The organism is Ruegeria sp. YTSA064 (genome assembly GCF_059610325.1).
Window position 1 is genome coordinate 40,002 of record NZ_JBXWNK010000007.1, and the last position, 26,028, is coordinate 66,029.

The window sequence follows — 26,028 nt, forward strand, 5'->3', positions numbered from 1 at the left end:
TAATCATGGGAGCTGAAAAATGACTCAAAAATCATTAGCCCTAATCTCTGATAATGAGGCGATTAAGGATTCAGTCGCCCAGGCCGTCGACCGGTTCGACGATCTTTCGCTAGAGACACATTCCGGGACCTTGTCTTCGGTAAACGGTCGCGCCTGTGATCTGATGGGTGAAAATGACCTGCTGGTGTTCAGCTTTTCAGGCGAATTGAATCTGGAAACTGTCAGCGATCTTCGTCGTAGCGCCGGTTCGCGCGGCACCTTGCTGGCACTTAGCGACCGTGACATCTCATTGACCGAAGCGCGTGCGCTGAACAAATCGGGCGTGGACGAGATTCTGCCCTATCCCATCGGGCAGGACGAACTGGCCGAACAGATTCAGCGTCTGATGGTCGACAAATCCTTGCTGCCGACAATTTATGCGCCGCAACCGCAGCGACTGGGGCAGATTATCAGCGTATGCCCGGCCCGTGGAGGCATCGGCGCGTCGACACTGTCCATCAACCTGGCGGACCAATTGCAGGGTTATTCCGGCATCTTCCGGAAAAGGACGCGAAACAAGGTCGCTATCGTAGATCTGGATTTGCAATTTGGCACGGTCGCGACGTCCTTAGATTTGCAGTCTTCCTCGGGGCTTTTGAGAATGGCCCAGGATGGTGTCACGCCGGACCGGACTTTCCTTCAGCAATCTTTGGTGCAACATGCATCCGGTTTGGAAGTCCTGAGCGCGCCCGAAGAATTCATTCCTCTGGATGTTCTGACACGCGAACAGGTCAGCGCGCTGATCGAGACTTTGCGTCTGGAATTCGACTTTGTTGTTATCGATCTGCCACGTGCGCTGGTCGATTGGCTTGGCGCAGTAGTTACCGCGTCAGACAGGATGCTGATGGTGGGTGACAGCTCAGTCTCTTCGGTGCGCCAAGCCTGCCGTTTGATCGAATTCTTCACAAAAGAGCGGCTCGAACCTCCGGTTGAGATCGTCATCAGCCAGGAAACGAAACCGACATTCCGGTCAAGCCAACATGTCGAAGCCCAAAAGGCGCTGGAACGCGAATTGCGCTTCTGGCTGCCAAGCGACGCGCGCCACGCAAAACAGGCGCTGGATCGGGGTCAATTGCTATCGCAAGCCTCAGGCAGCTGTGCCTTGTCCAAGGCGATCCGCACGATGGGTCGGAAAATCATGAATGAAACAATGGTCGGCAAAACCGGCCTGAGAAACAACGCAGCCTAATTGGAGTCTAAGGGATGTTTGAAAAGTTTACACGCGCCGGGCGAACCAATGAGGCCGAAGTAATCCAGCTTAACCAGCATGCAGAGCAACTGGCCCAAGAAATTCAGCCTGAGACCACAACAGAAGATACCGAACTGGCCGACTGGCTTGAGCTCAAAAGCACTTTGCACGAGGCTTTGCTGGAACGGTTGAACCTTTCGGTGATCGAAAAGGTTGAAAAAGACGTGCTGCGGCGCGAAGTCGCCGGGGTTGTTGGCGGTGCGTTGTCCCAAACCGGCAGGCCGCTGAATACCGAAGACTTCAACCGCATCGTTGAGGAACTTCTGGACGAAATTCTGGGTTTTGGCCCATTGGAGCCATTGCTGGCCGATCCGACTATCAACGACATTCTGGTTAACGGTTATCAGACGGTCTATGTCGAACGCTCTGGCCTGCTGGAGCGCGTGCCGGTGCGGTTCCGCGATGAAAAGCACCTGCTGCGGGTTATCGACAAGATCGTCAGCAAGATCGGGCGTCGTGTCGATGAACGGCAGCCTTGGGTGGACGCCCGGCTGGAAGATGGCAGCCGTGTCAACGCAATCATCCGCCCCTGTTCGATTGATGGCCCAAGTGTTTCAATCCGTAAATTCGCGCAGTCAAAACTGACGATGGAAAAGCTGGTCGCAAATGGCGCTCTGAACGATGCCGCCGCGCGGTTCCTGCAATCGCTGGTATACGCGCGCCTGAACGTTCTGATCGCCGGCGGGACGGGATCGGGTAAGACAACGATGTTGAACGCCTTGTCTTCGTATATCGACCATGGCGAGCGTGTCGTCACCATTGAAGACGCAGCAGAACTGCAACTCCAGCAGGAGCATGTTGTGCGCTTGGAAACACGCCCGCCATCCCCGTCCGGCGACGGCCAGGTCATTCAGCGTGATCTGGTGCGCAACGCGCTGCGTATGCGCCCCGACAGGATCATTGTCGGTGAGGTTCGCGGAGCGGAGACTTTCGACATGCTTCAGGCCATGAATACGGGTCATGATGGCTCGATGACGACTGTACATGCGAACTCGGCGCGCGATTCATTGGGCCGCCTGGAGCAGATGGTCACGATGACGGGTATCGAATTTCCCGCCGCAGCCATTCGATCCCAGATCGCATCGGGGCTGCACTTTATTGTGCATCTGTCGCGGTTGGCGGATGGGTCGCGCCGCGTCACCAGCATCTCGGAAATAACCGGGATGGAAGGTGAGATCATCACCATGCAAGACATCTTCGTGTTCCAGAAGAAAGGCCGCGCAGAAAGCGGCGAGGTGCTTGGTCAGTTTGTTCCCACCGGAATTCGCCCGAAATGCTATGACATGCTCACAGCTGCTGGCGTAGATCTCGAACCCGAGACTTTCCGAGTATCAGGAGGCTGAGGCATGATCAGTATTAACACAGCCGAACTTCTTAACTATCTGACGCTGGCTTGCGTCTTCGTCGGAATTTTCATGCTGATTACCGGTGTGTTCCACTTTGCCCGTCGCGGTGAAAACCACGCCGAGGCTCGCAACCGCCGAATGCGCATGGTCCGGCAAGGCGTTACTGATGAAGATCGGCTCGCCTTGCTGCTTCCCGAGACTCAGACAGGGTTTTTTGCAAAGATCCCGTTTTTTGGGAACTTGCCGGACACGCTAGTTCAGGCGGGACTGCATGTTTCAGCGAAGAATTTTGTGCTGCTTTGCCTGTTCGGCACCTTGGCGATCGCAATCGCCGGTATGATGTTTCTGCCGCCCTGGCAGGCAGCCCCGATCGCACTCATCCTGGGTGTGCTTATGCCTGCTTTGGTGGTGAAATCGCGGCAGGCTGAACGCCAAAAAGCTTTGACCAGTCAGTTGCCCGATGCGCTAGAGCTGATGGCGCGTGGCCTGAAAATTGGCCACCCGGTCAACACCTCGATCAAAGCCGTTGCGGACGAGATGCAAGATCCTATCGGGTCCGAGTTCGGCATCATTTTCGACCAGATCAGTTTTGGCGACGAATTGCCCGACGCGGTTCAGGATTTTGCAGACCGGGTCGGCTCGGAAGATGCGCAGTACCTGGCGGCAAGTATGGCGATCCAGCATGGCACCGGTGGCGATCTGGAGCGGATCGTGTCCGTTCTGGCCACCGTGGTCAGACGGCGCATTGCATTGCGTGCGCGGATCAAAGCCATTTCCGCAGAAGGGCGCCTGTCCGGGTTTCTTCTGTCGATCATTCCTCTGGTGATCATGGGGTTAATGACGATCAACGCGCCTGGATATTACACCGACGTCAGTGACGATCCCGCATTCATCAAACTTGCAGTGTTGGTTGTCGTTCTGATGGTCTCGAACGTCATCATCCTGCACAAACTTGTCAATTTCCGTATCTGAGGGCAGTTTCATGGAAAATATTCTGGAAATTATGTCGCTTCGTTTCGGGCTGCCAGCCGAAACAATTCTGCTGACCGTGTTTGGTCTTGGCGTTTTGCTGGTGTTCGTCGCTGTAACCTCGGCGTTAAGCCGTCGCCATCCAGCGGCTGTCCGTATCGCCAATCTGCGCGCCCAAAGGTATGAGGCCCGCAATGACCGCGGACTGTTGCGCGAAACTCTCGTCACCCCTAAAGGTCTTTTTAAGGCCGCACTGCCCAGTAGGGAAGCTGAGCGGCGCAAGATCGAGGATCAGCTGATTCAAGCCGGGCTGACCGGTCGAAATGCCCTGCGGATCTACACACTGACTCGGGTTTGGCTTGGGATTTTCGTGCCGATGATTGTGGGTCTGCTCATCGTTGCCTCAAGAACGCCTGGCATCCCCGTTCCCAGCGCGATTACGGGCATTTTTGAATCCATCAGCAAAGCCAACGCTATTCAGCTTATCGGTTTGCTGACGGCCGTCGGATATTTTGTTCCCGCGGCCTGGCTGAAGCATCGCCGCAAAGAACGTCAGCAGCGTATCCGCGATGCATTCCCAAATGCTCTCGACCTGCTGCAGATCTCGCTTCATGCTGGGCTGGGCTTTGATGCCGCTATGACACGGGTCGGGAACGAACTGGCGCTGGCCTCCCCTGACCTAGCGTTTGAGTTTCTGAACACTCAGCACGAGATTCAGGCCGGACGACCCCGCGCAACTGCGCTGTCTGACATGGCGCGGCGTACAGGGGTTGATGAAATCCAGTCCTTTGCCACGGTTGTCCAGCAATCCATACGCTACGGGACCAGTATGTCCGAAGCTCTGACTACCTATGCGTCTGAAATGCGGGACTCACGCGAAACACGGGCACAGGAACTGGCAAACCAGCTACCGGTAAAGATGTCCGCTGTTCTGGCCGCGCTGATGCTGCCGACGCTGATCATCATTACCGCCGCACCTTCGATGATTCGATACTTCCGGGGCTTTGGGGCGTAGAATTCCCGCCCGTATCCGCCGTAATTGCGTGTTCGGGCGGGTCATGTTTCCAAAACGAGGACAAACGGGTGTCTAGTTTCGGCAGATTTTGCCCAGTTTAGAGAGAAAAGAGTAGGCTTTTAGGTAGTTAAGTGGAGTCCGGCCACACAAAAAATCGCGACGCAATCGACGGGTGGGGGTGTCTGTCGAAAGGGTTGATCGGGTTTCGGTCAATGTTAAACGGTATGAATAGTTTGTTTTCGGCGCATCGTTTCGCGCCCGGTGCAGGGGCACCAACGTCAGAACTTCTAAAAGTCGTAGCTGTCCTTTGCCAGGCGACTCAGGGGAAAGTCCCACTGCTAAATGCACTGCGCGAAACAGCTCGCGCAATTGATGCGGAAGTCGTTTCAATCAGCCGGGTGGACCTGCACGGCAATCAGAATTCGGCAAAAGTGCTGAGCTACGACGCCAATCACAAGACGCGCGACAGTTTCAGTGGTTTCGATATCTGCATCGCGCCTGCCATTTGCGGAAACAACATGAGCGGGGCCAAACTGGGGTCGGCTTGGTTCGGTGGACAGGATGACCTGTCCGAATACGAACATCTGTCAGAGTTCTATGCTTTCCGCAGGTTTTCCGAGTCAGTTTCCATTCTGCTGGAACGACAAAATGGTGTCGCCGACTTTCTGGAATTGCATTTCAGCCACCCCATCTCTTCGGCCGCGGTAGATATTCTGAGCGTTCTGGGCCCTGTTCTGTCGGATTGCTGGAAGAAAAGATCTCTTGGTCGGTTTTCCGAAGCGAAGCTGAAAAACACGCGCCGAAAGCTTATCAAGAAAGAACCAAAAAGCATTTTGTCTATGGACAACCCTTGTCGGCTGAGTCGCTCGGAATATCGGGTTTGCCTGTTATTGGCGCGCGGATTGAACAACAACGCCTTGTTGTCCGAGTTATCGATTTCAATTTCGACACTGCGTACGCATCTTCGCAATATCTACGTCAAAACAGAAACGTCATCTCAACCCGAATTGATCCATGATTTGCTGACCCCGATGGTCAAGCGCCAATCGCTGAATGCGGGTAGCGAATATGTCGCCTGAAGTCGCGCAGTTCGTCCCTTTGATCGTCATTACTCCGCTTTTGGCTGCAATGGCATGGAATGACCTGAAGAACCTCAGGATATCCAATAAGCTGGTGCTGATAATGCTCGCCGCTTTTGTCCTCTCCGCGCCCGTGTTTCTATCCTTCCACGAGACGGTATACCGCGCGGTATTCGGCGTCGGCGTATTTGTCGTTGGTTTTCTTGGTTTCACGCTGCGCCTGTGGGGTGGAGGCGACGTAAAGGCAATCGCCGCGCTGACATTGTTTGTGCCCAGCTACTTTCTGTTGCTGTTCTTTTACACTTTCACCATGTCCATGGTCGTGGGCATGCTGTTTGTGATCACTAGCCGCTCGATAATTGGATTTCCGGAATGTCGCTGGCTCGCATTGCGACCAAAAGCCAGCTATCCGATGGGTGTATCGATAGCCATGTCGGGTGTATTATTGCCCTTGGTTGCGATGGGTTTGGGGTAGTACTTCCAGGGTAGTCTTAGGCCTTGCCCGATACTTCTATGTGCTTTGTTATTGTGTCGCCGCACACTGCAAGACGCCGTGCAAGAGTACCAGCCTCTTTAGGGCATCTAGTACGCAACGACACCCGGAGAGACCTACGTTTGGTGTTTGCTCTAGTGTGGGGTTTTGGTCTTGTGTCGGGCAGTGGCCAACGGAAGTAATAGATGCCGTGTCGGGACAGTGAGAGGTACGCATGCAGCTTCATTTTGTGTCACACCTGTGTGTCACACCGCTCTAATGCTTGCTATCTAGTTGTATTGTTAGGTTTTGGTGGAGCCTAGGGGAGTCGAACCCCTGACCTCTTGCATGCCATGCAAGCGCTCTCCCAACTGAGCTAAGGCCCCATACAGGTACCGCCAAAGCGGTGGACGGACGTTTATGAGACGTCGCCGTAGAGTGCAAGTCCAAAAATCGGATTCGGTGAAAAAGTGCGAACCAATCCGGTGGACTGGGATGAGGCAGCCGGGCTGCCTCGAAACCCATCAGTTTTCGTCTTCTGACGACATGTCCTTGATATCGTCCAGCGAAACGTTGTCGCTGTCGTCATCATCGTCCAGCAGATCGTCATCCAGTTCGACATCGACGTTGTCGTCATCATCCAACACGATATCTTCGTCCGACGAAGCTTCACGTGCTTTAACCGAAGCCGCATCTTCGGCATCTGCCGCGATCATCCGGCTTTTGCCGGTTTCCAGTTCAACGATCTCGCCGGTATAGGGGCTGACGATCGGGTCCTTGTTCAGGTCGTAAAAGCGTTTACCAGTGGTCGGGCAAACACGCTTTACGCCCCATTCTTCCTTGGGCATATCAAATCCCCTTGATATCAGGTGAATCTCATCAATGATTCTGGTCACCTGCCATAAGCGGCAGGCACTGTCAAAGCCTTTGCGCGAAGGAGATCGGCCCATGGGGCGACATGCATTGCCTGGAACCCCTCCGGTGCCGCTGACATTGCGCAAATCTGCGCAGGCAAGACGGATCAGTTTAAGGATTTCCCAATTGGATGGGCGGGTTACGCTGACCTACCCGAAAGGTGTCGCCGAAGCCGAGGCTTTGGATTTCGCGCATCAGAAAGAGGATTGGATTCGCGGTCATCTTCAGGACGGGCCAGACCAGGAAACCGTTGAGTTCGGTCAATCCATATCAATAGAGGGAAAAGCACGGCGAATCGTTCAAATCTCAGGTCGGCGGGTGCTTCTGAAAGGTGACGAGATCGGTGTTCCTGCCGGGGCGGAGGCGCGGAGACTCGCCCGGTTTCTCAAAGAACTTGCCCGCGATCGTTTGACCGGAGCGTGTGATGACTATGCCGCGATGTTGGGTCGTTCGTTTCGTAGCATTACGCTGCGTGATACGCGTTCGCGTTGGGGATCCTGCAGTTCTGCTGGTGCGTTGATGTTTTCATGGCGACTGATCCTCGCACCGCCTGAGGTGCTGCACTATGTGGCCGCTCATGAAGTGGCGCATCTGATCGAAATGAACCATTCTCCCGCCTTCTGGGCGCAGGTCGAGCGGATATTTGGCCCGTACAAAGAGGCCCGCCGCTGGTTGCGCGACAATGGGGCTGAACTTCACCGCTATCGCTTCGAACCCGCCGCTTGACGCCGGGAAAGTTTGTGATCACATAAGCTCATGCTGACCACACGCCCCGCCGAGTCCCACACCGCGACCCATGATCGAGTGTATCGATCACTCAGGTCTCGTATCATGCATGGTGAGATGGCTCCGGGGCAGGCGTTGACATTGCGCGGTATAGGCAAGGAATTCGGTGTGTCGATGACGCCTGCGCGCGAAGCAGTGCGGAGGCTTGCAGCGGAAGGCGCGCTGTCACTGTCCACCTCGGGCCGCGTGTCGACCCCTGAACTGACACGGGATCGGATCGAGGAGTTGGCCGCATTGCGTGCGCTGCTTGAGGTTGAATTGGCCAGTCGTGCCCTGCCGCGCGCGCACATGGCACTGATTGACCGGCTGCAAAGCATCAACATGGCCGTCGCCGAGATGGTCACTAAACGCGACGCGGTTGGCTATATCCGTTCCAATCTGGAATTCCACCGGACGCTTTACCTGCGCGCACAGGCCCCCGCGATGCTTGCAATGGCCGAGACCGTTTGGCTGCAGCTTGGTCCCACGATGCGGGCACTTTATGGCCGGCTGCGACGAACTGAGCCGCCGCATTACCACCGTTTGATCATCGCAGCGCTCAAGGCTGGGGATGAACCAGGTCTTAGATTGGCGGTGCGCTCGGACGTGACGCAAGGATTGCGCCTGCTCGTAACCTGAGCGGCTTGTTGCCCATCTCATTGACAGGTTGGTTTCAGATGCTGCTCTGCTGGTCTGAACGGGCGGGCTGCGTTATCCTGAAAGCAAATCACAACAAGAGCAGATTTCAATCATGATCAATCGAAGAACTTTTTCTATCGGGCTTGGGGCGACGCTGTTGGCAGCCTGTTCAACTGGCAGTGCACCAACCAGTGCTCCAGCGTCGCGAATGCGCGCTGTCCCGAACGCTGGATGGGATGCGTGGGTTGCTGGTTTCAAAGGCCGGGCAGCGTCGCAGGGCATCTCTCAATCTACGCTAAATCGCGCCTTTCAGGGGGCGGGATATTTGCCCGATGTGATCGAGCGCGACCGCAATCAGGTCGAGTTCAAGCGCTCGCTTGAGGATTATCTGGCCATTGCCGCGTCGGACGAGCGGATCAGCACCGGCAAACAGATGCTCGTGCGGCACGCAGGGACTCTGTCGCAGATCGAAGCGCAATATGGTGTCGACAAGGAAATTGTTGTCGCAGTGTGGGGACTAGAAAGCCGCTACGGCGCACGGCGCGGTGATGTGCCGGTGATCTCGGCGACCTCGACGCTGGCCTATGATGGGCGGCGCGGGGCGTTCTTTGAAAAGCAACTGGTGGCGGCGCTGAAGATCATTCAAGAGGGCGATACAACCCCGGCCAACATGACCGGCAGCTGGGCCGGAGCGATGGGACACACCCAGTTTATCCCTACCTCTTATCTAGCCTATGCCGTTGATTTCACCGGTGATGGACGCCGCGATATTTGGTCCGAAGATCCGGCAGATTCGTTGGCCTCAACCGCCGCGTATCTGTCGCGCGCCGGTTGGGTGCAGGGTCAGCCTTGGGGTGGGGAAGTCGGTACAGTCTCGGGCTCTCCGGTGGCAGTGTTACAACCGCAGACGCCCGGACCACGCATTGCGGTGTTCCGCAATTTTCAAGTGATCAAGCGCTATAACAACTCGGACAGTTACGCGATTGGTGTGGGCCATCTTGCGGATCGGATCGCGGGCGGGGCACCGTTCCAGGCCTCATTCGGGCCGGATGCAACCGGGTTGACGCTTGACGATCGTAAAGAACTACAGCGCCGCCTGACATCTGCGGGTTATGACACGCAAGGCGCAGACGGAGTGATCGGAAAAAACACTGAGGCTGCAATCAGCGCTTATCAACGCGCCAACGGGCTGTCCGTAACCGGTCAGCCTTCAGTGGCGTTGTTGCAGAGTTTGGGAGGTTGACGGGTTAAGCCGCCAGCCCTTTTGAGCCGATATCCAGGAATTTCTGACGGCGGTCCTTGATCAGGGCCGCCGCATCTTTTCCGTCGAGCTCTTTCAGCATCGAAGCAATTGCAGACCGCACGGATTCAACCGCTGCAGGGCGGTCGCGATGCGCCCCGCCTTTGGGTTCTGGAATGATGTGGTCACAGATACCCAGTTTGTGCAGGTCCTGAGCCGTCAGACGGAGCGCCTCGGCGGCTTCACGCATCTTCTCGGCATCCTTCCACAGGATCGAGGCGCAGCCCTCGGGCGAAATCACCGAGTAGACCGAATGCTCCAGCATCGCCACGCGGTTCGCTGTTGCAAACGCAACGGCTCCACCCGATCCGCCTTCGCCGATGATGACAGAAACCAGTGGTACGCCGATCTTCAGGCACATCTCGGTTGAGCGTGCGATGGCCTCGGACTGGCCGCGCTCTTCCGCGCCTTTGCCGGGATAGGCGCCTGCTGTATCGATCAAAGTGATCACCGGCAGACCAAAGCGGCCCGCCATTTCCATCAGTCGAACGGCTTTGCGATAGCCTTCGGGGCGGGCCATGCCGAAATTGCGCTCGATCCGCGATTTGGTGTCGCTGCCTTTTTCATGGCCAATCACCATCACCGGTTGATCGTTGAACCGCGCCAGACCGCCAATGACCGCCAGGTCATCGGCAAAGTTCCGGTCGCCGGCCAGAGGTGTGAATTCGGTGAACAACGCATCTACGTAATCGTTGCAATGAGGCCGTTCAGGGTGCCGCGCGACCTGGCATTTCCTCCACGGCGTGAGGTCTCCATAAAGCTCGTCCAGCAGTTTGGCGGCCTTGGCATCCAGTGCGGCGGCTTCTTCGGCCACGTCCATCTCTTCATTTGCGCGGGCCAGCGCGCGCAGCTCTTCAGCTTTGCCTTCGATCTCGGCCAGCGGTTTTTCGAAATCCAGATACTGGGTCATGACGCCTCACTCGCGTGAATTTTCCTAGCTATATGCCGTTGGCTGTCTTCAGATGCAACAACAAGGGGCATTTGAGATGCTGAGCATGCTAAAAGTAATTGATCATGCGGTTAAATTCATCGAGGCGGCGTTTCGCGGGGCTGTGTTTTTGTTGTTGCTTTCCCTGACAGTCGTCGCTTTCGGGGTGGTCTGGTTCGTCGCTCATGTTTCTTGGGGGATTTATCAATCCAAAAAAGAAGAAGCTGAGCGGATTGCGGCATGTCATTTTGTGTCTGAATTGGTAGTCCAGATCGGAAATCAGTTGCTGACCTTGAAAGCAAGTTCTTCCCTGCAGGTGAACCCTAAAGAAGGCCCTCGAATTGTTGGCGAACTGATTTTGCTTGGTGGCGAGACAACGCAGGTATTCTGCATGTCGGATACCAATGCAGACGTTCTTCCGGCATTTGGGTTTCTTCGCCTTAACGCCGAGGGTTACAATAATTTTCTGCTTCGCAATGGGTTTGATACAACGAAACTGAGAAATTTCAGTGTTTACTCATTCGATCAAAACTTGGCCATCAAACGACCATTCAATTTGCCATTTGAAACCGATGGCCGGGTAGTTATGAGCGTAACAGATATCCGCGGCGACTTGCTAATAACGAAGGTCCTACAGACCAATGCCATCAACGAAGATGGTTTCTGGTTCACCTCTGATTGTAGCAAATTGGATGATCGAAGCTATTGGATCTGCAGGATTTGGGTCGAAGATCACGATCTTGAATTCGGTTACAAACTTGGCACTTTGGTGGTTGAAGGCGAGCAAGGCTTCTGGATTGACGCTGATCGAACTTACGAAGCGATCTCCAAGTAGGCGCTGAAAATAAGAGCAATTGTCTCTGAAATGATTGTACCAAAAAGCTGAGCGTCTCTTCCATCGAACTCAGCAAGATTTGTGGTCGTGGAATATGTCACGACAGATGGGCAATGAGAAGGAAGGATACCGATGGTCGCCAGCTATGAAGATCGCGTGTTGCGCGTGTTGGCTTATATCCACGATCACCCCGCTGGGGATTTGTCGCTGGATGCTTTGGCCGATGTCGCGGCGATGTCACGATTTCATTGGCATCGCGTGTTTCGTGCCATCACCGGTGAAACCTGCGCGCAGGCTGCGCGCCGGATCAGATTGCATCGTGCCGCCTGTTGGTTGGTGCAGTCGGACAGGCCTGTTGCGCAGATAGCGACCGATATTGGTTATCCGAACCTGAAATCTTTTGCACGAGCCTTTTCCGAGGCCTACGGCAGCAGTCCCACCGCGTTTCGCAAGGCGGGGCAGATTCTGCCGGCTCATCCAAAATTCAAAACCGGAGAATACCCCATGCATCCTGTGACAACCCGCACAGAACCGTCCCGCCGTGTCGTAGCACTTCCGCATAAAGGGGCTTATGCCGAGATTGGCCGCAGTTTTGAGGCCTTTGGTGCCCTATGCGAATCCCGAAAACTGTGGCCGCAGGTCGGCCCGATGATCGGGCTCTATCTCGACAGCCCCGAAGACGTTCAGGAAGATGAATTGCGCAGCTTTGCGGGGGCTCAATTCTGCGGCAAAGATACACCGGAGGGGATGGAAGACCTCAGCATCCCAGGCGGCAAAACGGCAGTTCTGACCTACAAAGGCCCGTATTCCGGCATATACGCCGCCTATCAGACGCTGTTCGGAAATTGGTTGCCCGATTCTGGCGAGGAGCCTGCGGATCAGCCTTGCTATGAAATCTATCTGAATGATCCGCGTGAAACTGCACCCGAGGACCTGCTGACCGAAATCTGTCTACCGCTCAAATGACTTATTGCGGCCAAAGAACAGGGTAGAGCGATGCAACCAGTAGCACAGCCATCGTCCAGTTAAATATCAGCAAGCGGCGCGGGTTGGTCAGGACCCGTGCCATTTGTTGGCCCAGAACCGTCCACGCGCTGACCGATGGCAGATTGATCGCTCCGAACACCAGCGCAACCAGTATGATGGCTTCGAGCGTTTGTCCCGGCGCATATGCTGCAGTCGCCGTAAGCGCCATGGCCCAGGCCTTTGGATTGACCCACTGAAAGCTGGCAGCCTGAAGGAACGTCATCGGCGTACCGCTTGCTGCTTGCCCCTTCACAGGCGCTGCATGTGCGATCTTCCAAGCCAGATACAGCAGGTAAATGACGGATGCGATCTTAAGCACCGTATAACTAACCGGGAAACGGTCGAAAACCTGAACCAGCCCTGCGCCCACCAATAATACCATGAAGGTAAAGCCTAACCCGATACCCAACATATGTGGTATCGTTCGCCGGAAGCCAAAATTCGCGCCTGACGCCATGAGCATGAGGTTGTTTGGCCCCGGAGTTATCGAGGACACAAAGGCGAACACGATCAGGGCCATCAAAATCTCGTATGTCATGACCGCATTTTCTCGCCGATCTCGGCGAATGAAATTGCTTTTTTGTGCGGTTATTGAATATTGTTAACAACAAATGGCGAAGATTGATCGAATAAATCAACATATATTGCGCGAAGTGTCGCAAGATGGTCGTATCAGCAACCTCGATCTTGCCGACCGCGTTGGCCTGTCGCCGTCTGCCTGTCTGCGTCGGGTGCAAGAGTTGGAGCGCGCGGGTGTAATATCGGGCTATCGCGCAGTTCTGAACCCGGCTGCCTTGGGCATAGGCTTTGTTGCCTATATCGGCGTCGGGCTGGGTGAGCATACCAAGGCCGCCCAAGAAGGATTTGAAGAAGCACTGCAGCAAGCGCCCGAGGTGGTCGAATGTCACAATATCACAGGCACGATCGAGTACCTTTTGCGGGTCGAATGTGCAGACCTCGCATCCTACAAAACCTTCCATACTGAGGTATTGGGAACGCTTCCGCATGTGACCTCGATTACCTCATACGTGGTAATGGGGTCGCCCAAGGATATGCGCGCGTAAAGGCCAAAAAAGTGAATTCTAACCACCTTGCAGGTCAAAAATTCACAGCCTAAGGTCTTTGCAACAGTGTCGTCGGCAGGGATTGATCCCCAAGCGGGCGCGAATTCAGGGAGAAGACCATGAAATTTTTCCGGACCGGAGCGCTTGTTGCAGTCATAGCAATTCTTGCGGGTGCGGCGGCGGCTGCACCTTTGAAGTTAACGCCGGCAAATCCTCAACCCAGTCCAAAAGCGGGGTTGAATGCAAAGTATAGCTGGGAAGGTAATCCGCCTCGCAAAATCCAAAACCTCGCCAAAGTTAAACAACTTTTGAGGAAGGCCAAGCCGGGCGCGCCACTTAGAGGGCTGGACTACCGTGATACGAATGAGGGCGATCCTGTCCTGACTTTCAACGAAGCCTTCAATGTTGCCGCGGAAATCACGGGTTATATTCGTTTTGATTCACCCGGGATATACGAGCTTGAAACCTGGTCAAATGACGGGATCGATGCGTGGGTCGGTGGCCAGCAAATTGGATATGTTAATGGTCGCCAAGGCTGTGAGGCTAACCAACGGACCGAAGTCGAAGTGCCGAAAGCTGGTTGGTATCCTCTCAACATCAAGTACTTTCAGAAATACGGTACGTCTTGCTTGATGATGAAATGGGGTAAACAGGGTCAGAGAATTACCTGGACACCCAACGACGTTTTCGGCCGCTGATTACATAAAGTGAAAGGCGCTCGATCGAGCGCCTTTTCTATTTGTGCGCTAGCCGCCTGCCGCGATCAGTTCGGACTGCGCTACGATGACTTCGGCCTGCTTAATCGAGGCGATATCCACCAAACGTCCTTTGTAGACGGTTGCGCCTTCACCGTTAGCCTTTGCCTGTTCCATTGCGGCTAGAATTTCGCGCGCTTCGGACACCGCCTCATCTGACGGGGTGAAAACCTGATTAGCCAATGCAATCTGCTTGGGGTGGATGGCCCATTTGCCGACCATTCCCAGAGTGGCCGAGCGTTTGGCTTGCGCGATATATCCCTCATCATCAGAAAAATCGCCGAACGGGCCATCGACCGGCAGCACGCCATGGGTGCGGCAGGCGGCGACGATGGCGGCCTGCGCCCAATGCCACGGGTCGGACCAGTGCTTTTCGCCTTCGCGCAGCATATAGTAGTTTTCCTGTGTGCCACCGATGCCGGTTGTCTGCATGCCCATCGAGGCTGCAAAATCCGCGGCGCCAAGGCTCATGGCTTGCATACGCGGAGATGATGCTGCGATCTCTTCGACATGCGCCAAGCCAGCGGCAGACTCGATGATCACCTCGAAAGAGATGGGCTTGGTTCGGCCCTTGGCCCGCTCGATGGCAGTAACCAGCGCGTCCACCGCATAAACATCTGCCGCACACCCGACCTTGGGGATCATGATCTGATCCAGCCGATCGCCTGCCTGTTCCAGCACATCGACCACGTCGCGGTACCAATAGGGCGTATCCAGCCCGTTGATCCGGACCGACATATATTTGTTGCCCCAATCGACCGTATTGAGCGCTTCGATGACATTGGCGCGCGCGGTATCCTTGTCGGACGGGGCCACCGAGTCTTCCAGATCCAGGTTAATGACATCCGCTGCCGACGCGGCCATCTTGGGAAACAGCTTGGTGTTCGAGCCTGGGCCAAACAGTTGGCAGCGATTGGGTCGGGCCGGAGCGGCGGGTTGAATGCGGAAGCTCATCTGGACCTCTTGTGAGTAAGGAAGTTGCGTTCTTTGCTGGTGATGGGATATTAAATTGCGCAGCGCAGCGCAAGCGTGATTGTGCAGCTGCGGCAATGCGCGTGCAGAATGAACAAAATTTGAAACACAAAAGGATGCTTAAACTTTGATCAGTTTGAAAACTTCGAAGATTTTTGCGCATATTTGCTTCAGGGCACGAAATTATCCTGCCGATAGGTGGCTTGGAAGGAGAAATCGAGAAACCCTCGTCAATTCGGTTCTCTAGCTTAGGCCAGAATCAAAGGAGTGCAGCGCGATGATCGAGACACCGTACCTATTGTTTTTGGGCGATGCGCCCGACCTGTTGGCGGCCAAAGTGGCTATTGGCATCCGGGACTGGCGTCCTGAGAATGCTGTTGGTCAAATCAGGCTGGAGGGTTGCAAGGCCGACTTGGGCCTGACGGAAATGTCACTGGCCGAAGGTAAAGCCGCTGGCGCCAAGACACTTGTCATTGGTGTCGCAAACCGAGGTGGGATCATCAGCGAAGCTTGGAAAGAAGTTCTGATTGAAGCGTTGGAAATGGGCTATGATCTGGCATCTGGCCTGCACAACCTGCTGCGTGACGAAGGTGATTTGGTTGCGGCTGCGCAGACCCATGGATGCACCTTGCACGACGTCCGTGTGCCGACTGTTGGTTACCCGATTGCAAACGGCCGCAAGCGTACCGGCAAACGGTGCCTGGCCGTTGGAACCGATTGCTCTGCCGGTAAGATGTATACGGCGATGTCGATGGATGCCGAAATGCGCAAGCGCGGTATGAAATCCACGTTCCGTGCTACAGGTCAGACGGGCATTCTGGTCACGGGGCAGGGTGTACCGCTGGATGCCGTTATCGCGGATTTCATGGCAGGATCGGTCGAGTATCTGACACCGGACAATGATCCGGATCACTGGGATCACATCGAAGGGCAGGGTTCCCTGTTCCACGTGTCTTATTCGGGTGTGACCATGGCGCTGATCCATGGCGGGCAGCCCGATGCGCTGATCCTGTGCCACGAACCTACCCGGACCCATATGCGCGGACTGCCTGAGTATTCACTGCCGACGCTGGAGCAGTTGCGTGACACAGCACTGCCGCTGGCGCGCGTGGCAAACCCAGAGTGTCAGGTTGCAGGCGTGTCGATCAACACCCAGCACCTGAGCGAAGAAGATGCGCTTGCCTATATCACTAAGGTTGAGACCGAGATGGGCATCCCGGCGACCGATCCCTACCGCTTTGGAGCCGGTAAACTAGTGGATGCGCTGGCCACACTGTGATCTAAGCACTCTCGCTGGAGGCGGAGCAGTCCGTCGCCGGCGGGCGTATTTGTCAAAAAATAGAGGAGCAGGCGCGTGCAAATTGAAGTTTCTCGCGATGTGTTTCGATTGGCGCAGGTATTCACCATCTCGCGCGGCTCACGTACCGAGGCAAAAGTTTTGACGGTCCGTATCTCGGACGGTGTGCACCATGGTTGGGGCGAATGTGTGCCTTATGCCCGATATGACGAAACACTGGAGTCGGTCGAGGCCGAGATAGCCGGGCTACCCGATGTGTTTTCGCGCTATTCCCTGATGGACCTGTTGCCTGCTGGCGCGGCGCGGAATGCGGTGGATTGTGCACTTTGGGATCTGGAAGCGAAACGCACGGGCAAACGGGCATGGGAGCTTGCTGAAATCGCTGCGCCGGGGCCTGAAATAACAGCCTATACGCTGTCATTGGACACGCCCGAAGCGATGCGTGCTCAAGCGGCCGAGAACGCTTTCCGCCCCTTACTTAAGATTAAGCTGGGAACACCCGATGATATGCCGAGACTCGAGGCTGTCCGGGCTGGGGCGCCAAAGTCGAAGATCATTATTGACGCTAATGAAGGCTGGTCTGCCGAAGTCTATGCAGATCTTGCCCCGCATCTCGTGCGCCTGGGCGTGGCTCTGGTCGAACAGCCCTTACCAGCTGGTGAGGATGATGCCCTGATCGGGATGGATCGCCCAGTGCCGGTTTGTGCTGACGAATCCTGTCACGATCGGGCAAGCCTACCTGCACTCAAGGGCAAATATGATGTGGTGAACATCAAACTGGACAAGACCGGCGGTCTTTCCGAGGCGCTAGAATTGCGCAAGGCTGCATTGGCTGAGGGCTATGATGTTATGGTTGGCTGCATGGTCGGAAGCTCGCTTGCGATGGCCCCGGCAACACTGGTGGCGCAGGGGGCGATGGTTACAGACCTTGACGGGCCGCTTCTGTTGGCCGAAGACCGCGAAACACCGCTGATTTTTGACGATGCCGGAGTACACCCGCCCGAAGCGGCGCTCTGGGGGTAAGGAACGGGCGAAGCCCGGAAACAAAAGGAAATGACATGACCCGTACCGTCTATGTGAATGGCGAATACCTGCCTGAATCCGAAGCAAGTATTTCGATCTTTGACCGGGGTTTCCTGTTTGCGGATGCCGTGTACGAGGTGACTAGCGTGCTGGACGGCAAGCTGATCGACTTTGAAGGCCACGCCGTACGTCTGAAGCGCTCATTGGATGAACTCGATATCGTTCAGCCTTGCAGCATGGACGAATTGTTGGAAATCCACCGCAAACTGGTTGAATTGAACGGAATCGATGAGGGGTTGGTTTATCTGCAGGTCACTCGTGGCTCGGACGGGGATCGGGATTTTGTTTTCCCAGCCGCTGATACAAAGCCAAGCCTTGTTCTCTTTACCCAGAATAAACCGGGTCTTGCCGACAGTCCGGCAGCGCAGAAGGGTGCCAAGATCATCTCGATTGATGATATCCGCTGGGGCCGTCGTGACATCAAGACCGTGCAGCTGCTTTACCCTTCCATGGGCAAGATGATGGCCAAAAAGGCAGGTTGCGATGATGCGTGGCTGGTTGAAGATGGCTATGTGACCGAAGGCACCAGCAACAACGCCTATTTCGTCAAGAACGGTAAAATCGTCACCCGTCCGCTGTCGAACGACATTCTGCACGGCATCACCCGCAAGGCGGTTTTGCGCATGGCGGCCGAGGCACAGATGGAGATCGAAGAGCGCCTTTTCACCATCGACGAAGCAAAAGAAGCCGATGAGGCCTTCACCACTTCGGCCAGCGCATTCGTTATGCCGGTGGTTGAGATCGATGGCGTTGCGCTGGGCGATGGCACACCGGGTCCGATCGCCAAACGTCTGCGCGAGATCTATCTGGACGAAAGCCGCAAGGCGGCGATCTAGAAGAGGTAGTTATATCTAGTCTCGTTGTCAGCAATGGTATGAACTCAAATGCGACGCGCGGCGCAATTTGCCGTTATTCCTGCACCCTCGCAAAATATTGCGAGGGTGTTGTGGTTTCACGGGATGTTGGTGCCGTGAACAAACCGTCATGTTGGGTTTTTACGGATCACTGAGGTGTCACTGATTATGAACCCGTATTCGAATGATCAGCAAAATCCCCGGTGGAAGGTTTACACAGAGAAGGCGGTTTCTTCCGGCGTCGAGCGTCAGCTCTTCTTCGTCACATTCTCTTCAAACGCAACCTTGAATGCGGCCTGTTTTTCGGCGCTGGCATCGGTCTGATAGTTGGCCTTCCATTCATCCATGGACATGCCATAGAAAATCTCGCGCGCTTCGTCCTTACCCATTTCAATGCCTTTTGCATTAGCGGCTTCCTGATACCAGCGCGACAGGCAATTGCGGCAAAACCCGGTCAGATTCATCATGTCGATGTTCTGGACGTCTGTGCGGTCTTTCATCAGGTGCTGCTGTAAACGACGGAACGCAGCGGCCTGAAGTTCGATTTCGGTTTGCTTGTCCATATTCTGGCTCCGAGTAGGTGTTTTTACATTCTGAGGCTGAACTAGCAATCCGCAGGCTTCGATACAATGAATACAAAGGCCTTTGAATTGGCCGATCCGGTATTTAGGAGAGTTTCAGTGCCAACCATGGCACCAGGCAAAAAACCAGGGTCAGGATCTTGTAGTTCGCAAGATACCGGAAGTAAGCGCGTTTTATGTCAGCACGTTCCATCTGGAACATTCTACCATGCACATCTGCAATCCAGTTTTGCAAAGCCAAGACCATCATGGTGCTGAAGAGCAAAACACCGATGTTCAGAACCGTCATCCAACCGAAGACAGTCGTCAGGAATTCCTGCGTCATATTCGTCTCCTTTCGCCTAAAATATGGGTATTGGCCAAAGCGCTCCCAACATTATGGGGAACAAAAAACAATCTGCTACGTCACTGTGTCACAGCCTGCTTTCGACGAGCGCGTCTTGTAGTGCAACGGCCAGACGGTTGGCCCAATGGTGCTGCCCCTCGTGATCCGCAATCAGATCGTTGCGCAGCTCAATCAATGCATTGGGTCGACCGAATGCTGTGCAATGTTTGTCGATCGCATCACCGGGTAGAACGCCGGTATAGGGTTCATTTACACCGACGCACAGATCACTCTCGGCATTCAGTCGGTTGATTAACGGGCGTGAGAACCGCTCATCCGGAGTGTGCAGGACGCCGATATGCCAGGGTCGGGGATCGCGACCGCGTAGCTGGCGCGTAAAGGAGTGCATTGAGACGATAACCGCATGAGGCAGGCCTGCAAGCTGTGCCAGCGCATCGTGATAAGGACGATAGCACATATTCAGGCGCCGCTCCTTCTCAACTGGATCGGCGTGGCGATTGCCGGGGATGATCGAACCATCATAAAGCTTCATCAGAAGCGTCGGATCATCCTCACCGCGATTGGGGTCGATCACCAAGCGCGAAAAATTGGCTGCGATAACTGGGGCGTTCAGAATCTCGCCCAGATGCTTCGACACCTCGTAGGCGCCCACATCGTAAGCGATGTGCCGTTCCATGTCTTCGCGCGGCAGTCCCAGGTCCCCGTCATTGATATCGGGTGGGACCATGTTGGTTGCATGGTCGCAAGTTATTAGCCAACGCGACGGCCGATCCGCGCCGTGAACAAAAAACGGAGAATAAGTCATGAGCCTGTCATCTTGTTTGTCGCAGGTGTAGGACAGTTGCGTTGGAAAGGGAATTGCGCAATAAGCGGCCCAAGCAATGTTTGCGGTAACATTCGTGCGTTTAAGGAGAGCCTGATCAATGCGACGCCTGAGAAATGTGAAAATCGTGGCGACGCTGGGACCGGCGTCTAACGACTATGACACCATCCGCGCTCTGCACGAGGCAGGGGCCGATGTGTTTCGCCTGAACATGAGCCATGGCAGCCATGATGAAATCCGCGAACGGCATCGGATCATCCGGCAGATCGAAAAGGATCTGGACAGCCCGATTGCAATTTTGGCCGATCTTCAAGGGCCGAAGCTGCGCGTTGGTGTGTTTGCCAATGACGCAGAAGGGCTGGAAGAGGGCGCAGCGTTTCGTCTGGACCTTGATCCGGCAGCGGGGGATATCAACCGGGTCTGTCTACCGCACCCCGAGATTTTTGCTGCTTTGGAGCCGGGTGCGCGCCTGCTGGTCAATGATGGCAAGATTCGTCTGATCGTGCAGGATTGCGGTCAGGATTTTGCCCACTGCACAGTCGAAGTAGGTGGCACGATCTCAAACCGAAAAGGTGTGAACGTTCCGGACGTGGTTCTGCCGCTGGCGGCGCTGTCTGACAAGGATCGCGACGATCTGGAATTTGTCTGCCAGTTGGGCGTGGACTGGCTGGCGCTCAGTTTCGTGCAACGTGCCAAGGACGTTTTCGAAGCACGTGCGCTGGCAGATGGTCGCGCATCGATCCTGTCCAAGATCGAAAAGCCTGCCGCAGTGGAAGCCTTTGATGACATCCTTGATGCCTCGGACGGGATCATGGTTGCACGTGGTGATCTGGGCGTAGAATTGCCCGTTTCTGCTGTGCCGCCGATTCAGAAGCGTCTGGTGCGCAAATGTCGTACTGCAGCGAAGCCCGTGATTGTTGCAACACAGATGTTGGAAAGCATGATCGAAAGCCCGATGCCAACGCGGGCCGAGGTTTCGGACGTGGCAACCGCCATCTATGAAGGCACCGATGCAATCATGCTTAGCGCTGAATCCGCGGCTGGATCCTATCCGATCGAAGCGGTCCAGACCATGAATAAGGTCGCCATCGAGGTTGAAGCGGATCCAACCTACCACCAGATCATTGCGGCCTCACGAACTGCCAAGGGCACGACCATCGCGGACGGAATCGTGGCAGCCGCGCGCGAAATCGCGGAGAAGACGGACATCAAGGCCATCTGCTGTTTCACTCAAAGTGGTACAACCGCGTTGCTTACTGCACGCGAGCGTCCCGGTGTGCCGATAATTGCGATGACTCCGGCCACTGGCACCGCACGCAGGCTTTGCTTGAGCTGGGGCTGCCATTGTGTTCTGACCCCCGAGCAGGAACGGTTCAAGGGCGCGGTGGTCAGTGCGGCTCGCGCGGCTCGTTCGGGTGGCTTTGCGGCCGAGACTGATCAGATCGTGGTCACCGCTGGCGTGCCGTTTAATGTCCCTGGAACGACCAATATTTTGCGTATCGCTCCGTGTGATGAACGGCTGATTTACAACACCGATCCGGGTTAAGTTGCGACCCAATATCAACAATTTATTTTGATACCTTACGATCTGCCTAAAATTTAGGCTGAAATAAATTAGCAATTTCAACTAGATGATCGATTGTTGGTTGCATTTCAAAATTACTTCTCTGTTTTTCCGTGTTTTTGGGGATACTTGCCTCTAGGGCAGTCTACTCAAACAAGTTCCAGGTTCCGGCTGCTCTGCCGGGGGCACGGGCCCCGGTCAAACAAACCACAACGGAGGAACGACATGACAACGAAAATTGTCATTGGACTGGACGGGACAGAAACCGGAGAACGCGCGATCGCCTTCGCCAAAGACTTGGCCGGACGTATCGGAGAATGCGAGCTGCTGGTTGTTTATGTCATCGAATGGTCGCCTTTCACATTCCAGACACCGGAAGAAAATGCTATGCGCCACAAGAGGCGCGAGGAAGAGGTAGAGCTGGCTACATCGCGGATCATCGCGCCAGCGGTCGAGGCGCTAAAGGCAGCAGGATTCGAAGCCCAAGGTATCGTGCGTCACGGAGATGTCGCCGAAACACTGAACACGATCACGGTCGAAAACGGTGGATCACAGATCGTTGTTGGTCGGGCTTCGGCTGACGGGTTCAAGAAGCGCCTGTTTGGCAGCTCCACGCAGAACCTTGTCATGCATGCCGACGTTCCCGTCACGGTCGTGAATTGAGGGGAGAGTAGATGATGAGTATTCAAAACAAACTTGGTTTGGCTGCGCTTGCCGCTCTGGCTGCGAGTCCTGCCGCCGCTCAGGAAGCGGTTGGGCTGGACGACAAGATCAATCAGGCATTTGCAGACTTCACCGGGCCATTTGTAAGTTTTATTTTTGCACCTTTCCCCGGGACAGGTTTCCCCTGGATCGTGGGATGGCTGGTTGTAGCGGCGACTGTGTTCACACTGTATTTTGCCTTCGTGCAGTTGCGCTTTTTCAGCCATGCGATCAGCCTGGTGAAAGGCGACTACTCTGACCCGAACGATGCGGGTGAGGTCAGCCACTTTCAAGCGCTCGCTACAGCCTTGTCCGGTACGGTTGGGCTTGGCAACATCGCCGGTGTTGCGGTTGCCGTCGGCATCGGCGGGCCGGGTGCGACTTTCTGGATGATCGTCGCGGGTCTGTTGGGTATGGCGTCGAAATTCACCGAATGTACGCTGGGCGTGAAGTATCGCAACGAATACGAGGATGGCACCGTTTCCGGTGGTCCGATGTATTACATGTCCAAAGGGTTCAACGAACTGGGCCTGCCGGGTGGTAAGATCCTTGCGGTTCTTTTCTCGATCTTCTGTATCCTCGGTGCCTTGGGCGGGGGCAACATGTTCCAGGCCAACCAGGCGCACCAGCAGATCGCAGGCATCGTTGGAGACTATCCCGGTTGGATCACCGGTCTGGTGTTCGCGGGCATCGTGTTTGCAGTGATCGTGGGTGGCCTGAAATCTATCGCACGCGTGACCGAGAAAGTCGTGCCCTTTATGGGCGTGATGTATGTGGCTGCGGCGCTGGTAATCATCCTGATGAACGCGGATCAGATCGGGTGGGCCTTTGGCCAGATCTTCGCGGGTGCCTTCACTGGTCTCGGCGTGGCTGGCGGTATGGTCGGTGCGCTGATCCAGGGCTTCCGTCGTGCGGCGTTTTCGAACGAGGCAGGCGTCGGGTCTGCAGCGATTGCACACTCTGCTGTTCGGACCAAAGAGCCGATTACCGAGGGCTTTGTATCTCTGCTTGAGCCGTTCATCGATACGGTCGTGATCTGTACCATGACCGCGCTGGTGATCATCATCACCCAGCAATTGATCGTTGATCCGGAAACCGGCAATTACATGCTGAACGAAGCGGGTAACGCGATTGCAACTGTTGATGGTAACACCGGTGTCAGCCTGACCTCGGCAGCCTTCGGCAGCGCGTTCAGCTGGTTCCCGTTCATTCTGGCTATTGCCGTGGTGCTGTTTGCTTTCTCCACCATGATCAGCTGGTCCTACTATGGCCTCAAGGCCTGGACCTACCTGTTCGGTGAGGGCCACACGAAGGAACTGGTGTTCAAGGTCATCTTCTGCATCTTCGTTGTCATTGGCGCTGCGGCCAACCTTGGTCCGGTCATCGACTTCTCGGATGCGGCGATCTTTGCGATGGCGGTTGTGAACGTCTTCGCGCTCTACTTCCTGATGAAAGTGGTGCGCCAGGAGCTGGCGTCCTACGCAGAACGGTTGAAGAGCGGCGAAATCCGCAAATTCGAACATTAAACCATACCACCGGGGCGGCGCGCGTCGCCCCGGTACTCAGTCTGCCCGTGAAAATCGCAGATTCTGACCCAAACCCCCTTGCCAGTATGACCGAACTTGCGTAAACGGCGCTTCTGATCGCGTGACCGGCCGAGATGGCATGCCGAGTCGCGTCTGAAACCGAACCCGGAAAAGGAGACGGAAATGCCTAAGATGAAGACCAAGTCGAGCGCCAAGAAGCGCTTTAAGGTGACTGCGACCGGTAAGGTCCTTGCTGGCCAGGCCGGCAAACGTCACGGCATGATCAAGCGGACCAAGAAATTCATCCGCGATGCCCGTGGCAACACCACCCTGTCCGCCCCCGACGCCAAGATCGTCAAGGGCTACATGCCCTACGACCGCTAAGAGGAGATTTGAGAGATGTCCCGCGTTAAAGGTGGAACCGTAACCCACGCCCGTCACAAGAAGATCATCAAAGCCGCAAAAGGCTATTATGGTCGTCGCAAGAGCACATTCAAAGTTGCGTCTCAGGCCGTTGACAAGGCCAACCAGTATGCAACCCGCGACCGCAAGAATCGCAAGCGCAACTTCCGCGCGCTGTGGATCCAGCGTATCAATGCTGCTGTGCGTTCGCATGACGAAGCACTGACATATTCCCGCTTCATCAATGGCCTGAACCTGGCCGGTATCGAAGTGGACCGCAAAGTTCTGGCTGACCTGGCCGTGCACGAACCGGAAGCGTTCGGCGCGATCGTCGCCAAAGCTCAGGCAGCCCTGGCCGCCTGATCCTCGTCTCAGAGACAGTGAAATCAAAGCCGCTCCTGCAGGGAGCGGCTTTTTTGGTTTAACAAACCGGGTCGTAAGCCCAACCGCCTCACAAATTTTTATCGGAGAATGGGTCCGATGGCGTGTTTAGCCGAAGATGTCGCATGAATGCGCGGGCGATTCTAGGAACCGGCCTTTGATCCGAAATGACGAAGTGGCCACGATATCGCATGGGCGCTTCAAACGGGACAAAAGTCAGGTCCGGTGATCGATACATGTACACCGGAAAGGGATTGATCACAGCCAACCCAAGGCCCTCCCGAGCCATATCGGCTGCTGCGAATGAGGTCGAAACCTCGGCGACAATTCTGGGTTCCGCTCGTACCTGATGCAGTAATCGATCAAGCTGCCCGCGTCTGCCGTGGCGATATGTCAATGCAATCAGATCTTGTTCATGCAGATCTGCGGGGGCGAGCGCACTGCGTTGGGCAAGTGGATGTTCGGGTCGCATTACGCAAACTGCTGGCGATTCCCTGAACGGTATCAGTTTGATCCCCGCGCGGCTTTGCTCAATCCCGGTTACCGCCAAATCGAAGCGGTTTTCCAATACGCCCAATGTCACCATGTCTGAGGTCGTCACCTCCAGGTTCACAAAAAAACCCGGATTTCCACGTATGAAACTGGCGATGAGCGTGACGATATAGCGGTGGGCATAACTTGGAGGAGCGACAAGGCGTAACGTTTCCTGGACGGTTTCACCCGGTCCATCGATCCGGTCGAGAGCTTCGAACAAGGGATCGAGACGCATGTTCAATCGCACGGCCTCTTGCGTCGGGCGTAGTCTGCCCGCATCCCTTTCAAACAGTATTTTCCCAAGCCGGGATTCAAGACTGCCAACAGATCGGCTGACGGCTGATTGAGACAGGCCCAGTTGTCGTGCAGCGGCGGCAGTGGTTCCTGCCTGCATGAGGGCCCGCAAGGCTTGATACTCCGGTAGTGAGTGCCAGTTGCGTGTTTTCTTCATCGACTTGCGCCCTCATGAATCCGACTAGCTCTATGAGTAAAACTCATTGAATTTTTTTACAATCATGACGATAACGTCTGTTAGCGTGTATCGGATTGATACTTAATTCGGGTGAT

30 protein-coding genes and 1 tRNA gene are annotated in these 26,028 nt (G+C 55.3%); 21 read left to right on the plus strand and 10 right to left on the minus strand.

The window, feature by feature from the left end; all coding sequences use genetic code 11:
- Positions 1-19: 19 nt before the first annotated feature.
- The 6 genes from AC2FI7_RS11680 (at position 20) to AC2FI7_RS11705 (ending at position 6,172) form a co-directional block, all read left to right on the plus strand.
- Positions 20-1,228: a CpaE/TadZ family protein gene (locus AC2FI7_RS11680; protein WP_496816063.1), complete on the plus strand. Its 1,209-nt coding sequence runs from the start codon at positions 20-22 to the stop codon at positions 1,226-1,228.
- Positions 1,229-1,242: 14 nt separating this feature from the next.
- Positions 1,243-2,631 carry a TadA family conjugal transfer-associated ATPase gene (locus tag AC2FI7_RS11685; protein ID WP_496816064.1) on the plus strand — a complete coding sequence of 463 codons (1,389 nt, stop codon included), beginning with the start codon at positions 1,243-1,245 and terminating at the stop codon, positions 2,629-2,631.
- 3 nt (positions 2,632-2,634) lie between these two features.
- Complete coding sequence (locus AC2FI7_RS11690) at positions 2,635-3,606, plus strand: type II secretion system F family protein (protein ID WP_480610199.1); 972 nt, start codon at positions 2,635-2,637, stop codon at positions 3,604-3,606.
- Positions 3,607-3,616: 10 nt separating this feature from the next.
- A complete protein-coding gene (locus AC2FI7_RS11695; protein ID WP_010443529.1) occupies positions 3,617-4,618 on the plus strand; it encodes a type II secretion system F family protein in 1,002 nt (333 codons plus the stop codon).
- A 224-nt stretch (positions 4,619-4,842) separates the two neighbouring features.
- Complete coding sequence (locus AC2FI7_RS11700; protein ID WP_496816065.1) at positions 4,843-5,697, plus strand: helix-turn-helix transcriptional regulator; 855 nt, start codon at positions 4,843-4,845, stop codon at positions 5,695-5,697.
- Positions 5,687-6,172, plus strand: coding sequence for a prepilin peptidase (locus tag AC2FI7_RS11705; RefSeq protein WP_480876641.1), 486 nt, complete (start codon positions 5,687-5,689; stop codon positions 6,170-6,172). Before AC2FI7_RS11700 ends, AC2FI7_RS11705 begins: the two co-directional genes overlap by 11 nt.
- A 16-nt stretch (positions 6,173-6,188) precedes the next feature.
- Here AC2FI7_RS11705 and AC2FI7_RS11710 read toward each other — a convergent pair whose 3' ends face one another.
- The 3 genes from AC2FI7_RS11710 to AC2FI7_RS11720 all read right to left on the minus strand — a co-directional run bounded on the left by AC2FI7_RS11710 (position 6,189) and on the right by AC2FI7_RS11720 (position 7,017).
- Entirely contained in the window at positions 6,189-6,416 is a 228-nt protein-coding gene (locus tag AC2FI7_RS11710) for a DUF6538 domain-containing protein (protein WP_496816066.1), read from the minus strand.
- Between the two features lie 63 nt (positions 6,417-6,479).
- A tRNA-Ala gene (locus AC2FI7_RS11715) sits at positions 6,480-6,555 on the minus strand.
- A gap of 138 nt (positions 6,556-6,693) precedes the next feature.
- Complete coding sequence (locus AC2FI7_RS11720; RefSeq protein ID WP_010443532.1) at positions 6,694-7,017, minus strand: TIGR02300 family protein; 324 nt, start codon at positions 7,015-7,017, stop codon at positions 6,694-6,696.
- Positions 7,018-7,117: 100 nt separating this feature from the next.
- Between AC2FI7_RS11720 and AC2FI7_RS11725 the strand changes: the two genes are divergently transcribed.
- The 3 genes from AC2FI7_RS11725 (at position 7,118) to AC2FI7_RS11735 (ending at position 9,731) form a co-directional block, all read left to right on the plus strand.
- Positions 7,118-7,810, plus strand: a complete 693-nt coding sequence (locus AC2FI7_RS11725) for a M48 family metallopeptidase (protein ID WP_496816067.1) — start codon at positions 7,118-7,120, stop codon at positions 7,808-7,810.
- A gap of 30 nt (positions 7,811-7,840) precedes the next feature.
- Positions 7,841-8,488 carry a GntR family transcriptional regulator gene (locus AC2FI7_RS11730; protein ID WP_029622256.1) on the plus strand — a complete coding sequence of 216 codons (648 nt, stop codon included), beginning with the start codon at positions 7,841-7,843 and terminating at the stop codon, positions 8,486-8,488.
- Positions 8,489-8,600: 112 nt separating this feature from the next.
- Positions 8,601-9,731: a lytic murein transglycosylase gene (locus AC2FI7_RS11735; protein WP_010443535.1), complete on the plus strand. Its 1,131-nt coding sequence runs from the start codon at positions 8,601-8,603 to the stop codon at positions 9,729-9,731.
- A gap of 4 nt (positions 9,732-9,735) precedes the next feature.
- Here the strand turns inward: AC2FI7_RS11735 and AC2FI7_RS11740 are convergent, their stop codons facing one another.
- The gene (locus AC2FI7_RS11740) at positions 9,736-10,698 is read right to left on the minus strand and encodes an acetyl-CoA carboxylase carboxyltransferase subunit alpha (RefSeq protein ID WP_010443536.1); all 963 of its coding nucleotides are present in this window, start codon (positions 10,696-10,698) and stop codon (positions 9,736-9,738) included.
- Positions 10,699-10,750: 52 nt separating this feature from the next.
- Between AC2FI7_RS11740 and AC2FI7_RS11745 the strand changes: the two genes are divergently transcribed.
- Together AC2FI7_RS11745 and AC2FI7_RS11750 are read left to right on the plus strand one after the other, a co-directional pair.
- Positions 10,751-11,551 (plus strand): hypothetical protein, encoded by an 801-nt coding sequence (locus tag AC2FI7_RS11745; RefSeq protein WP_496816068.1) that lies wholly within the window; start codon positions 10,751-10,753, stop codon positions 11,549-11,551.
- Positions 11,552-11,683: 132 nt separating this feature from the next.
- Complete coding sequence (locus AC2FI7_RS11750) at positions 11,684-12,517, plus strand: AraC family transcriptional regulator (RefSeq protein ID WP_010443538.1); 834 nt, start codon at positions 11,684-11,686, stop codon at positions 12,515-12,517.
- Position 12,518: 1 nt separating this feature from the next.
- On the opposite strand, the gene AC2FI7_RS11755 is transcribed toward AC2FI7_RS11750, so the two are convergent.
- Entirely contained in the window at positions 12,519-13,115 is a 597-nt protein-coding gene (locus AC2FI7_RS11755; RefSeq protein ID WP_010443539.1) for a LysE family translocator, read from the minus strand.
- Positions 13,116-13,188: 73 nt separating this feature from the next.
- On the opposite strand from AC2FI7_RS11755, the gene AC2FI7_RS11760 reads away from it, so the two are divergent.
- Positions 13,189-13,641, plus strand: a complete 453-nt coding sequence (locus AC2FI7_RS11760; RefSeq protein WP_010443540.1) for an Lrp/AsnC family transcriptional regulator — start codon at positions 13,189-13,191, stop codon at positions 13,639-13,641.
- A gap of 119 nt (positions 13,642-13,760) precedes the next feature.
- A complete protein-coding gene (locus AC2FI7_RS11765) occupies positions 13,761-14,339 on the plus strand; it encodes a PA14 domain-containing protein (protein WP_010443541.1) in 579 nt (192 codons plus the stop codon).
- Positions 14,340-14,387: 48 nt separating this feature from the next.
- Here the strand turns inward: AC2FI7_RS11765 and AC2FI7_RS11770 are convergent, their stop codons facing one another.
- Positions 14,388-15,350 carry an L-malyl-CoA/beta-methylmalyl-CoA lyase gene (locus tag AC2FI7_RS11770; RefSeq protein ID WP_010443542.1) on the minus strand — a complete coding sequence of 321 codons (963 nt, stop codon included), beginning with the start codon at positions 15,348-15,350 and terminating at the stop codon, positions 14,388-14,390.
- Positions 15,351-15,645: 295 nt separating this feature from the next.
- Between AC2FI7_RS11770 and dgcN the strand changes: the two genes are divergently transcribed.
- From dgcN to AC2FI7_RS11785, 3 genes are all read left to right on the plus strand, one after another.
- Positions 15,646-16,647, plus strand: coding sequence for an N-acetyltransferase DgcN (gene dgcN / locus AC2FI7_RS11775; protein ID WP_010443543.1), 1,002 nt, complete (start codon positions 15,646-15,648; stop codon positions 16,645-16,647).
- Positions 16,648-16,722: 75 nt separating this feature from the next.
- Positions 16,723-17,688 carry an N-acetyl-D-Glu racemase DgcA gene (gene dgcA / locus AC2FI7_RS11780; protein ID WP_010443544.1) on the plus strand — a complete coding sequence of 322 codons (966 nt, stop codon included), beginning with the start codon at positions 16,723-16,725 and terminating at the stop codon, positions 17,686-17,688.
- A 35-nt stretch (positions 17,689-17,723) separates the two neighbouring features.
- Entirely contained in the window at positions 17,724-18,584 is an 861-nt protein-coding gene (locus AC2FI7_RS11785) for a D-amino-acid transaminase (protein WP_010443545.1), read from the plus strand.
- Positions 18,585-18,850: 266 nt separating this feature from the next.
- On the opposite strand, the gene AC2FI7_RS11790 is transcribed toward AC2FI7_RS11785, so the two are convergent.
- The 3 genes from AC2FI7_RS11790 to AC2FI7_RS11800 all read right to left on the minus strand — a co-directional run bounded on the left by AC2FI7_RS11790 (position 18,851) and on the right by AC2FI7_RS11800 (position 20,334).
- Positions 18,851-19,165 (minus strand): DUF1244 domain-containing protein, encoded by a 315-nt coding sequence (locus AC2FI7_RS11790; RefSeq protein WP_010443546.1) that lies wholly within the window; start codon positions 19,163-19,165, stop codon positions 18,851-18,853.
- Between the two features lie 103 nt (positions 19,166-19,268).
- Complete coding sequence (locus AC2FI7_RS11795; RefSeq protein WP_010443547.1) at positions 19,269-19,508, minus strand: DUF6868 family protein; 240 nt, start codon at positions 19,506-19,508, stop codon at positions 19,269-19,271.
- An 88-nt stretch (positions 19,509-19,596) separates the two neighbouring features.
- Positions 19,597-20,334, minus strand: coding sequence for an N-formylglutamate amidohydrolase (locus AC2FI7_RS11800; RefSeq protein WP_010443548.1), 738 nt, complete (start codon positions 20,332-20,334; stop codon positions 19,597-19,599).
- Between the two features lie 118 nt (positions 20,335-20,452).
- On the opposite strand from AC2FI7_RS11800, the gene pyk reads away from it, so the two are divergent.
- The 5 genes from pyk to rplT all read left to right on the plus strand — a co-directional run bounded on the left by pyk (position 20,453) and on the right by rplT (position 24,909).
- On the plus strand, positions 20,453-21,898 hold the full coding sequence (gene pyk / locus AC2FI7_RS11805; RefSeq protein WP_010443549.1) for a pyruvate kinase: 1,446 nt from the start codon (positions 20,453-20,455) through the stop codon (positions 21,896-21,898).
- Between the two features lie 243 nt (positions 21,899-22,141).
- Positions 22,142-22,579, plus strand: coding sequence for a universal stress protein (locus AC2FI7_RS11810; protein ID WP_010443550.1), 438 nt, complete (start codon positions 22,142-22,144; stop codon positions 22,577-22,579).
- 14 nt (positions 22,580-22,593) lie between these two features.
- On the plus strand, positions 22,594-24,144 hold the full coding sequence (locus AC2FI7_RS11815; protein WP_010443551.1) for an alanine/glycine:cation symporter family protein: 1,551 nt from the start codon (positions 22,594-22,596) through the stop codon (positions 24,142-24,144).
- Positions 24,145-24,327: 183 nt separating this feature from the next.
- Positions 24,328-24,528, plus strand: coding sequence for a 50S ribosomal protein L35 (gene rpmI, locus AC2FI7_RS11820; RefSeq protein WP_010443552.1), 201 nt, complete (start codon positions 24,328-24,330; stop codon positions 24,526-24,528).
- A 15-nt stretch (positions 24,529-24,543) separates the two neighbouring features.
- Positions 24,544-24,909 carry a 50S ribosomal protein L20 gene (rplT, locus tag AC2FI7_RS11825; protein WP_010443553.1) on the plus strand — a complete coding sequence of 122 codons (366 nt, stop codon included), beginning with the start codon at positions 24,544-24,546 and terminating at the stop codon, positions 24,907-24,909.
- Positions 24,910-24,997: 88 nt separating this feature from the next.
- Here the strand turns inward: rplT and AC2FI7_RS11830 are convergent, their stop codons facing one another.
- Positions 24,998-25,912, minus strand: a complete 915-nt coding sequence (locus tag AC2FI7_RS11830) for a LysR family transcriptional regulator (RefSeq protein WP_010443554.1) — start codon at positions 25,910-25,912, stop codon at positions 24,998-25,000.
- Positions 25,913-26,028: the final 116 nt, after the last annotated feature.